Below are 10225 nucleotides of genomic sequence, written 5' to 3'. Positions count from 1 at the left end.
CGCCGGCCACGCTCCGTTCACGTCGGTCGAGGTCCATCGACCGCATGAAGGGAGGTCGTGATGCACTCGGAGAACCGTTCGGTGAGCCGTCGAGGGGCTCGCCTGCCCTACCTGGTGGTCGTGCTGCTTGCGGCGTTGATCGCCGGGCCGCTGGCGACCAGCGCGTTGGCCTGGGAGGACCTCGACGGGAACGAGATCGACGACAGGATCGACAGGGTTCACAGGGAGGGCTGGAACGCGGCGTTCGTGAACGACGATCCGAGTCGGCGCATGAGGATCGGCGTCGAGAACGCCGCCAACGTGGTGTTCGCCATCTACGTCATGTACGACCACCATCCCACGGCCGCCGACCAGGCCGTGCTGCTCGGCACAGGCGTCACGATGGCGTGGCCGTTCCTTTCCATCGACTACATCGAGTCCCGCGCCACCTATGCGCAGATCCTGCTGATCGCGGCATTGCCCGGCGTGCAGCGAGTGGAAGCGGTCCCGGTCGAGTACGCGACCAACCACTACGGCGCGCGCGTGGTGCGCGCCCGTGATTCGCGCGGACTGTCGGCGGCCGACAACTACGCATTGTTCCCCAGCGTCGGCAACCTGGGGTTCGACGGCACGGGAATCGTGATCGCGATCCTCGACACCGGGGTGAACGACGACGTGGATCAGGTCAACCCGGGCTATCCCGGGCACGAAAGCCTTCGCGGCAAGTTCCTCGGCGGCGGCGAGTTCTGGTGCGGCCAGCCGGCGTGCTCGACGCCGGCGAACTCCAGCATGAATCCACAGGATCACGGCGGCGAGGCGTCCAGCTATCACGGCACCCACGTCGCCGGCTCGGCGCTGGGGACGGGCGGGCCGGGCGCCATCTTCGCCGGGGTCGCGCCCGGCGCACGACTGGTGGACTGCAAGGTGCTCTCGGATGCGGGCGCGACCGTCGGCGGCAGCAATCGTGGCCTGGACTGGTGCATCGCGAACAAGAACACGGTGTGGGCCGGTCTCGATCCCACCAGCATCTGGCGGGGAATCGACGTGGTCAGCATGTCGCTCGGCTCGACGGAGTGCGCGACGGGGAGCGGGACCAGCACCGGCGCCGGATCCACGCTGGTCAACACGGCGGTCCAGCAGGGGTTGGTCGTGGTGATCGCCACCGGCAACGACGACGCCACGGAGTGCATCGCTTCGCCGGCGGCGGCGGACCACTCGATCGCCGTCGGAGCGTCCTCGCACGCCCGCACGCTGAATCGCGGCGACGATCAGGTGACGACGTTCTCCAACGAGGGGCCGCGCGACGACGATGGCGACGCGGACCACTTCGACGAGATGAAGCCCAACGTGGTCGCTCCGGGCGCCGGGATCATCTCGGCATCGGGCGACCCTACGACCGACGGCACCGCCTACTCACAGCTTTCGGGAACCAGCATGGCCGCGCCGCACGTCTCAGGCTGCGTCGCGCTGGTCCTGCAGGCGAATCCTTCTCTCTCGCCGCTCCAGGTGCGGACGATCCTGCAGAACACCGCGGAGCACAACCTCCCCACGGCCAAGCCTTCCGGGGATCGGGGCCAGGATCCCTACGGTCTCGACGCCAACTTCGATCCGAGCTGCGGCTGGGGGCTGGTGGACGTGTACGCGGCGGTCAAGGAAGCCCTGAACAGCACCAGCGGCGTGCAGGTGGTCAGGATCCAGGGGACAGCCCGCCCGCAGGACGGCCGGATCGACTTCACCTGGATCACGCAGCGGGAATTCGCCGTCCAGGAGTTCAACGTCTATCGCGCGCCCGACAACGCCGGGTCGCCTGGGAGCTTCACGAGGATCAACGGGGCTCCCATCGCGCCCGTTGGAGCTTCCAGCATCCAGGGAGTCTCGAACCGGACGCCTTACGTGTTCGCGGACTCCGATCCCACGCTCACGATTGGGACGCGCTACTGGTACCAGGTCGAGTGGGTGGACGGCAGCGGGTCGCACGTCGAGCCGCCCGTGCCCGTGGAGTACGGTCAGCTCGCGCGAGTCGCCACCGCGTACTACAGCATCGTCCACAATGCGGTCGACAACGATCTCACGGTCCGCGTCGGCGCGGACTTCGACTACAACCCGGGTGCGCTGGGGAGCGCCGACGTCGAAGTGTTGGGACCCGGTGAGATCCAGCAGGACAGCATGCGAGTCCTCTTCCCCACGCCCGCCAATACCGGCACGTCCACGGTCGGAACCATCGAGCACTTCTGGTCGGTGGGCTTCAATGCCGGGGACCCGGCGGGCGACTATCTGCCGCCGCGCCGCGGGTGGCCCTGGTTCCTTCACGTGAAGGACGGCGGCTTCGTGAACCGGACCGGCCGCGTGACGTCGTTCTCGATGTTCGTCAACGACACGCCGGGAAGCGCGACCGGCACCACCTACGTCACCGATCATCAGCCGATGCCACAAGCGACCGGCGAGTTCGGACAATCCCCCGCGATTCTCTGGATCCCGGAGCAACGAATCGTCGGGGTGGACCCCTCGCCTGCCGCTTCGAGCACGCTTCTGCGGCCGGCTCTGCCGAATCCGATCACCAGCCGCGCGGTCTTCAGCTACACGGTGGGGCGCGAGGTCGCGGGAAGCGGTCCGGTCAGCGTGTCACTGCGACTGCACGATCTGCAGGGCCGCCTGGTGCGCGACCTGGCGCGGGTGCGCCAGGGAGCGGGCGACTACCAGGTGGCCTGGGACGGGACGAATGATCGCGGCGCGCGGGTCGGACCGGGGATCTACTACGTCCGACTGAGCGCGGGCGGCGTCCACAGCCAGCAGAAGGTCGCGGTCGTGAACTGAAGATGCTCAGCCCGTGGTAGCCGGAGGCGGCCATCTTCCGTATCGGAGGATGGCCGTCTCACATCGCGGTTCAGTCGTGAACGATCCGCGGGTCCACCACGGCCAGCAGGAGGTCGGCGACGAGGTTCCCGAGCACGAGCATGGCCGAGACCATCAGCACGCCGCCCATCACCAGATACTGGTCCTGGAACACCAGGGCCTCGAACGTCGTCCGCCCGACGCCGGGCCAGGAGAACAGGATCTCGACGATGAAGGATCCGGAGATCAGCGCCGCGAGCGAGAATCCGAACAGGCTGATGAGCGGGTTCAAGGCGTTGGGGAGCGCGTGCTTGAACGCCACAGCCTGCTCGTCCAGGCCCTTGGCGCGCGCGGTCGTGACGTAGTCGCGGCGCAGCACGTCGAGCAGGTTGCCTCGCGTCTGGCGCAGGTAGACCGCCAGCGGGGCGAAGGCCAGCACCAGCGCCGGCAGCGCGACGTGCCACACCAGGTCGAGCGCCTGGCCCCCAGCTGGGAGCGTGTCCCAGTGCGGCGAGCGCATCCCGCCCACCGGGAAGAACCCGCTGCGCGCCGCGAAGTAGATCAGCAACAGCCCCGACACCATCTCGGGGACGGCGAGCGCCAGCGAGGCGCCGAAGGCGACGCTCCGGTCCGCCCAGGTGTTCGCGCGCCGCGCCGCCCACACACCCAGAGGAATCGCCACTCCCCAGCTGATCAGCAGCGCCGTCGCCTGGAGCCACAGGGTGTTGAAGAGCCCGTCTCGCAGCACCGCGAACACCGGCCGCTGGAACATGAAGGAATCTCCGAAGTCGAGCAGCAGGACGTTGCGCAGGTAGAGCCCGTACTGGATCCACCACGGCTGATCGAGGCCGAAGCGCCGCCGCATCGCCTCGATCCTCTCGGGCGTGAGCCACGGATCGTGGATCACGTTGGTGATGTCACCCGGAACCAGGTGGCCGAGCGCGAAGGTGATGGTGATCACGCCCCACAGCATGACCACCGAGTGCAGCACTCGCCGCAGAACAAACGCACGCACGGCCACCTCGCCGATACCGGCACTCCCGCCTTCAGCGCTTGGCGGCAGGGATCTTCGGTCAGCTCATCCTCGCCTTCAACCACTCTCAGGGGCGCCGGATCCCCCGCGGTCGCGCCCTCTCACCCGCGGATGAAGGCGATCTTCCGGGTGGCTTCCTGTGTTCCCGCCTTCAGGCGATAGAAGTAGACGCCAGTGCTCACCGGGCGGCCGCGATCATCCCGGCCATCCCACGTGGCGGCTCCTGGCCCCGCTGACCGTGTACCCGAGAACAGCGTGCGCACCCGCTCACCTCGAACGCCATAGATCACGAGCTCGGCTGGCCCCTCACGCGGGAGCGTGAATCGCAGCGTGGCGCGCCCGAGAGCGGGATTGGGCGTCCCGGGCGCCAGCGCGAAAAGCAGCGGCGTGTCGCCATCGACGGCCACGGTCGGATCACCGTTCACCACCACGACGCGGTGGGTCGCAGGGCCCCAGTTACCGTGGGCGTCCCGGCCGCGCACCCAGAAGCGCTGCTCCCCGGCGCGGACGCGATGAGACGGCACCGCCCCGCTGACATTCACGGTCGGAGCGCCGAAGGCGCCGCCGAGAGCGAACGCCGACCCCGCCGGCATCGGTTGCTCGCCCCAGGAGTACTCGGCAGCCGTCACGTTCGCGCCACCCTGGCCGATGTCGGTGAGGCTGGCCGTGATGGTGGCTCCGCTCTGATTGTGCACCGGGTTGGGGCTCAGCTTGATCGAGCCAGCGACGACGACGGGCCCCTGGCCGTCCCCTCCCGGCCGGTTCAGCGCAAAGTCGGAGTCCGAACCGTCGCGTCCGGTCAGGGCAGGATCGCCACCATCGGCGACCTCGACGCGCACACGGTAGCTGCCGTTGGGCAGCCCGCTCGTGTCCCAGAGGTAGGGGGAAGCGCCGACGCCGCTCGCGATCAGGTTCCACGACGAGCCTCCATCGCTCGAATAGAACAGCGACCGCGACGCGATGCCGGCCTCGCCGTGAGCGGCCTCCGTCCAGTAGACCGTCACCGTTCCAGTGGTGATGACTTCTCCCCCGTTGGGCGCGACGATCGTGACATCCGGATGGTCGTTGCCGATCAACCAGATCAGGGTCCGGTCCAGCACATCGGCTCGCACGGCCGGATCGACCAGGCCCGACCACTCGAATCCGTTGTAGACCAGCCGGCTCGGAGTGCCGCCCCAGACCGCGGTCGCCGCGCTGCCGTTGGGCGCGCCGTTCTGCCAGCGGAACCCGATGTTTCCAGGAGTGGCATCGGTGTTGGTCCAGGTGTAGGCCCCGGTCCCCGTGCCCGGCACGATCGCGATCTCGTCGCCGGATGCGCCCTGACGGTGCGGCGCGTACGCCGCCCCCAGCGTGTAGCTCCCGCTGATGGGATCGCCCGCCACCCCTTGGTTGACCGTCCAGCCCGCGGGGTCTTCGAGGAATTGGAGGTGAAGCGTCTGGGCCAGCCACGCCGTGCGTTCGGCGTCGGCATGGCCGGATCCGACGTCGCTCAGCGCCCACGCGATGTCGTTGCCGGTGACGGTGAGCCGGCCACCACCGTCCATGTAGGCGGTGAGCGCGGCACGAACGCCGTCCTCGAGCGGCGGGTACTGCTCGAGCCCGGACTGCCACAACACGGCGAGGTACGACCGCAGACCGCTATCCCGGTCGCCGACCGGCAGGCCGGTCAGCGTGCCTCCCGCGAGCAGCTCGGGACTCCAGCCGCGCTGGCGCAAGGCATCGAGATACGAGCTGGAGGCGGTGAATGTGCCGTCGTCGCCCACCACGACCAGGATCTCTCCTTTCTTTCCGGTCGCGAATCGATAGTGCTGTCCGCCGCGGTCGTCCCGCGTCGAGTTCCCACCGTGGTCGGTGGCCTCGACGTCGAACCAGTACTGCGTTTCGGGCAGCAGGCCGGTGAGATGGACCGAGTGCCCGGTTCCGAGCCCGGCTTCCTGCGCCGACGACAGCCCGAGCGCGGGCGTGGTCCCGTAATGGACGCGGCCGCGCGCGGGCACGTCCGTGGTCCAGGTGATGGTCTGCGAGAGTCCGCCGGCAATCGCGGTGACTCCCGTGATCACGGGACCGTCGAACAGGGCCTGGGCCGACGCGCTGACCGTGGCGGCCGGGCTCGTGTCGGTGTACGTGACCAGAATGCCGTCCCCGTGGACGACCGAGAGCTTGCCATCGGCCGCGGCGCTGGATGCGGTGGTCTCGATCGAGCCGGTGAAGACGCCGTCGCCGCCGGAGAGCGTCACGGTCTCGGCCGCGCTCTCGGTGCCCGAGGTGACGGCCACCGTCACTGGAGCGGTCGCGTCGCCGTCCTCGAGCCGGATCTGGACGACGTCCGACCGTCCGTAGGTCCGGCGGTCGAGACGGACGATCCCGCTGGCGGCTCCGACTCCGCCCGAGATCGCGAGCGCGAAGGGTTGAGGCGCGAATGGCACGTTGGTGCCGGACACCCGGATCTTCCACACGCCGGCGGCGGGCGCGTTGCGCCGGACTCCTTCCTCGACGTTCAGAATGTCGCGCGATCCGGCAGGCACCGATTGGCCCGCCGCGAACACGTTGCCGAGGTAGACCGTGTTCGAAGGGTCCGTCACCGTCAGATCGAGATCATTGACGATCTTCGGCCCGGCGCCGGGTGCGGCCTCACGATCCGTCCAGCACAGCGTGATCTTGAGCGGCACGGCGGGGTTGCTCACGTGAACCAGGTACTCCGCGTACTCGCCGGTCGCGAGCCCATCCTTCTCGTCCATGAGCGCTGTCCGCGCGGCGTCGCCCGGGAAGTAGAGGACGTTGTCGAGCTTGATGCGTCCCCAGCCGACCGTGAAGTCGGGGACGTTGTGGCCGAGCATGTCGTTGTCGGTCGAGGTGATCGCCATCGCCTTGAGCAGCGCTCCACTCGGCACGAACGCGTTGGCCGCGACCGGAGCGCCGGTCGGGTACCAGCCTTCGGTCAGGTACTGGCGGATCAGCGCCGCCGAGCCGGCGGCGGCCGGCGTGGCCATGCTGGTTCCGGTGAGGCTCTTGTACCCGGTGTCGCCGGCACCGTCCGCGGACTGGATGCTCTGCCCCGGAGCCATGATCGTGGGCTTGAGCCGGCCGTCCGCGGCCGGCCCTTCGCTGCTGGTCGCCGACTTCTGGTTGGCGTTGGCGCCGTTCTGGGTATTGCCCACCGACGCGCCGTTCTTGTTGCCCGCCGGCGACCCGGTGGTGCCGGGACCTGCCTGGTTGCCGTTGGCGAAGAACACCAGGAAGTCCGGGTGGTCCCACATGAACTGGTCGATGGTCATGGACTGGACGTCGTACTCATTGACCGGCGACCCCCAGGAGTTCGACGAAATGCGCGCGGCGCCGCCGGCGTTCCCCGCGTAGGCGGGAGCAAACACCAGGTTCATGTCAGAAGGGACGAAGACGCTGGTGGAGTTGTTGCCGACGTCGGTGAAGAAGAGCTTCGCCTTCAGCGCGTGGCCGTCGCGCGCGTCGGCGGCCCAGGGCGAGTCGTCGCCGGCGATCGTCCCGGCCACGTGCGTGCCGTGATTGGAGGCGCCCGCGTTGTCGCCGAACTGGATGCCGGCCTGTCCCGCGAGGTACGCGATCACCTTGCGATGGGTGGGGTACTGGCCGAAGGTCGTGATGCTGGCCGCACCGTCGCGAAAGGCGTTGTGCGACGTCCGGATTCCACTGTCGGACTCGTGGATCACCTGGCCTTCACCGTGAAGACCCATGTCCCAGATGCGGCGCACGTTGAGCGTGTTGGTCTGCACCACCCACTGGCAGACCGCGTTGGTGAACGTCCGCTCGTGCCACGGCTCGATCCAGGTGACGTCGGTGCGAGCGGCGATCTGGGGCAACGCGCTCGAGCCGACCGACACGCGGAGAATCTTGTTCCGCCCCGAATCGGTGGCCTCGAGGACCGTTCCGCCCAGGCTCTGAACGGCGGTGCGCTCGTCGTCGAGGCTCGCCTCGGGAGCGAGCAGCACCACTACGGTCGCCGGCGCGTCGTCGCTCTCGACCTGGAACCCAGCGCTGACCTTGTAGGCTGGCTGGTACTCACCGACCCAGCGAACGAACGGCAGCCCATCCAATTCGTGCCGGTCTTCGGCGCGCATGCGGACCAGGAAGGTGTAGTGCGGGACGTAGGCGATGACGCGAGCTCCTCGACTCTCGATCGCCCGGCGTTGCTCCTCCGCGATCGGACCTGTGAGCTGCACCAGGTAGTTCCCCCTGTGGCCGGGCGCGAGTGCGGAGGTTCGGAGCGCCAAAGGCAGCGAGGGCTCGCCCTCCGACAGCGGGTCGAACCGATGGCCGCTCCCCAGCACGATTTCTCCACTCCCGGGCATCGGCTGGCTCTCGAAAGTCCCGCGCGCTGCTTCGGCGATCAGGGCCTGGCCGCCCGCGACCGATGCGGACGCTCCGCCCACCACCCCGTCTTGCCGGATGGGAGCACGAACGAGCGTGGCATCCGCCGCGCTCGCGGGCGGACGGGCGGCGGTCTTTCCGGCCGCACCCGATCCGAGACCGAGCAGAACGACGACGAGGATCGCGGCAACCTGGCCACCTACGAACTGAGGGCGTCCGAGCATGACGATGACTCCGCGTGAATGGTCGGCTCTTGGGGAGGGAGTCCCCCCGATGGTTCACGCCAAAGCTCAACAGCAAGGCCTTGAGCGCCGCTTGACTGCCGAGGCTCGACCGCGAGGAACAAGGCTGCGGACTAGGAGTTAGTCGATGTCCGCCGCGGAGCCTTCAAGCGGTGGTGGTAACCGCTGAAGTGGCGCGCTGACCGCGTTCGCCAGCGATTACGGGAAGGGGCAGTCGATCAGGTCACCTGCAAAGGAGCTCGGTGGCACTCGACAGAGGTTGGCGGCTGCGCAGCTGGTGGTAATCACGGACCGCATCATCAGCGCGGCAGCACAGAATGCAATCCGTCTAACCATTGTGCCCTGGGGTTGTTCTCGAATCCGCCAGTCCAGCCTTTGCTGCTCTGCGGCCGAGAAGAGCAGCAGCTAGTGCACCCATACCGGCACCGAACGAGGCTAGAACGCTTGTAAGTACTGACGTGCTGAGTGCGGACACGACTAGGATTGCGTCTCCCCAGTCAGAACCGCGGCCCCTCAGTACACCAACCATGCCCGGTATGAGGTGACTGAGGCTTGGAACGAGGATAATGATCGCCCCAGCCAGGGCACCGCCCCCAACCCACCGACCACGATCGATCGGTCCTTGAACACCTGCCACGAACCACCATGTCAGCGGCACCACGATGATGGTGAGGAGTGTCCAGGTGCCGAGTCGGAAGGAGGCGCCCGGCTGATAAGTAATCCATTCGTAGACGAAGATAGGGACTGCGAAAAGCAGAGTAGGTGTCGCTATCTTTAGAAAGGCCCCTCGCATCCTGCACTTCCTCGCTTAATGCGGCAGCCATTGCACGACATGCGCCACCCCGTAAAGCCGCTGAGCCTTCTGGTTGCTGCGTCTTAGCCGATCAGGTGCTTATCTGCTGCGCTGATTCGGCTCTCCCAGATCGCGGCCCCTCTCAGCTTCACGACCTACCGAAACCCAGCCCGCCTAGCTCGGGTGCTGTCGGGGATCACCCGTTTCCGTTCCCACCTCTGTCAGCACACCTATGCGACGGAATGGCGCGAAGCGGGTGGATCACTGGCGGGTTTGCAGCGAGTGCTCGGGCACGAGGACATCTCGACCACGGAGCGTTACGGCACGATCAGCGAAGACCTGGTTGACCGTGAGACGGCGCGGCTCGAGGAATTTCGGGCGGCGCAGGATGCTTAGCAGGAAAACGGGACCAAAAACGGGACAACCGCTGGGGAGAGACCGCGAAAGTGGCGCGCCCTGGAGGATTTGAACCCCCAACCTTCTGATCCGTAGTCAGATGCTCTATCCAATTGAGCTAAGGGCGCGCAGCGACCGGTGCGGGTTCTCATCGGCTCCCGCCGCCAGGAAGGTGGCGGAGAGGAGAGGATTCGAACCTCCGGACCGGTTTTACCCGGTCAACCGCTTAGCAGGCGGCTGCCTTCAGCCAGCTCGGCCACCTCTCCGCACCATTGCTGGCGGAGGGAGTAGGATTCGAACCCACGGAGCCTTGCGGCTCAGCGGTTTTCAAGACCGCCGCCTTAAACCACTCGGCCATCCCTCCGCAAGAGCGCCGAGTGAACCGGGCGAGGCAATTTAGCGGGTTGGGCTGAGCGGGGCAAGACGGCCACAAGGCCCTGTCGAACGTCAGTAAAAGTGTCACCAGCTAACGCGTCAGTGAAAATGTCCCCCCATGGACCTCGTACTCATGGGCAATCGGGACGCCCGGCGGCTGGGCCTGATTCAAGCCGCGCTGCAGGGAAGGATCAGCAACCGAGAGGGAGCTGAGGCCTTGGCGATCAGTGT

4 protein-coding genes and 3 tRNA genes are annotated in these 10225 nt (G+C 67.5%); 2 read left to right on the top strand and 5 right to left on the bottom strand.

The window, feature by feature from the left end; translation table 11 throughout:
* Positions 1–81: 81 nt before the first annotated feature.
* On the top strand, positions 82–2793 hold the full coding sequence (locus tag VFQ05_06470; protein ID HET9326393.1) for a S8 family serine peptidase: 2712 nt from the start codon (positions 82–84) through the stop codon (positions 2791–2793).
* A gap of 70 nt (positions 2794–2863) precedes the next feature.
* On the opposite strand, the gene VFQ05_06465 is transcribed toward VFQ05_06470, so the two are convergent.
* Together VFQ05_06465 and VFQ05_06460 are read right to left on the bottom strand one after the other, a co-directional pair.
* Positions 2864–3826: an ABC transporter permease gene (locus tag VFQ05_06465; protein HET9326392.1), complete on the bottom strand. Its 963-nt coding sequence runs from the start codon at positions 3824–3826 to the stop codon at positions 2864–2866.
* 119 nt (positions 3827–3945) lie between these two features.
* Positions 3946–8412, bottom strand: coding sequence for a S8 family serine peptidase (locus tag VFQ05_06460; protein HET9326391.1), 4467 nt, complete (start codon positions 8410–8412; stop codon positions 3946–3948).
* Positions 8413–9313: 901 nt separating this feature from the next.
* On the opposite strand from VFQ05_06460, the gene VFQ05_06455 reads away from it, so the two are divergent.
* Positions 9314–9619 (top strand): site-specific integrase, encoded by a 306-nt coding sequence (locus VFQ05_06455; GenBank protein HET9326390.1) that lies wholly within the window; start codon positions 9314–9316, stop codon positions 9617–9619.
* A 51-nt stretch (positions 9620–9670) separates the two neighbouring features.
* Here VFQ05_06455 and VFQ05_06450 read toward each other — a convergent pair.
* The 3 genes from VFQ05_06450 to VFQ05_06440 form a co-directional block, all read right to left on the bottom strand.
* Positions 9671–9747, bottom strand: a tRNA-Arg gene (locus VFQ05_06450).
* A gap of 45 nt (positions 9748–9792) precedes the next feature.
* Positions 9793–9885: transfer RNA gene (locus tag VFQ05_06445), tRNA-Ser, on the bottom strand.
* Positions 9886–9895: 10 nt separating this feature from the next.
* Positions 9896–9983: transfer RNA gene (locus VFQ05_06440), tRNA-Ser, on the bottom strand.
* Positions 9984–10225 lie beyond the last annotated feature (242 nt).

The sequence above is a fragment of the Candidatus Eisenbacteria bacterium genome, from assembly GCA_035712145.1.
Classification (GTDB): domain Bacteria; phylum Eisenbacteria; class RBG-16-71-46; order RBG-16-71-46; family RBG-16-71-46; genus DASTBI01.
The sequence above is the reverse complement of the archived record's forward strand: the minus strand, read 5'-3'. Positions and strand labels throughout refer to the sequence as shown.

What these genes read in the sequence shown, in the direction of transcription:
- VFQ05_06460 (HET9326391.1), bottom strand. Translation starts at nt 8,412, where the DNA reads ATGCTCGGACGCCCTCAGTTCGTAGGTGGCCAGGTTGCCGCGATCCTC.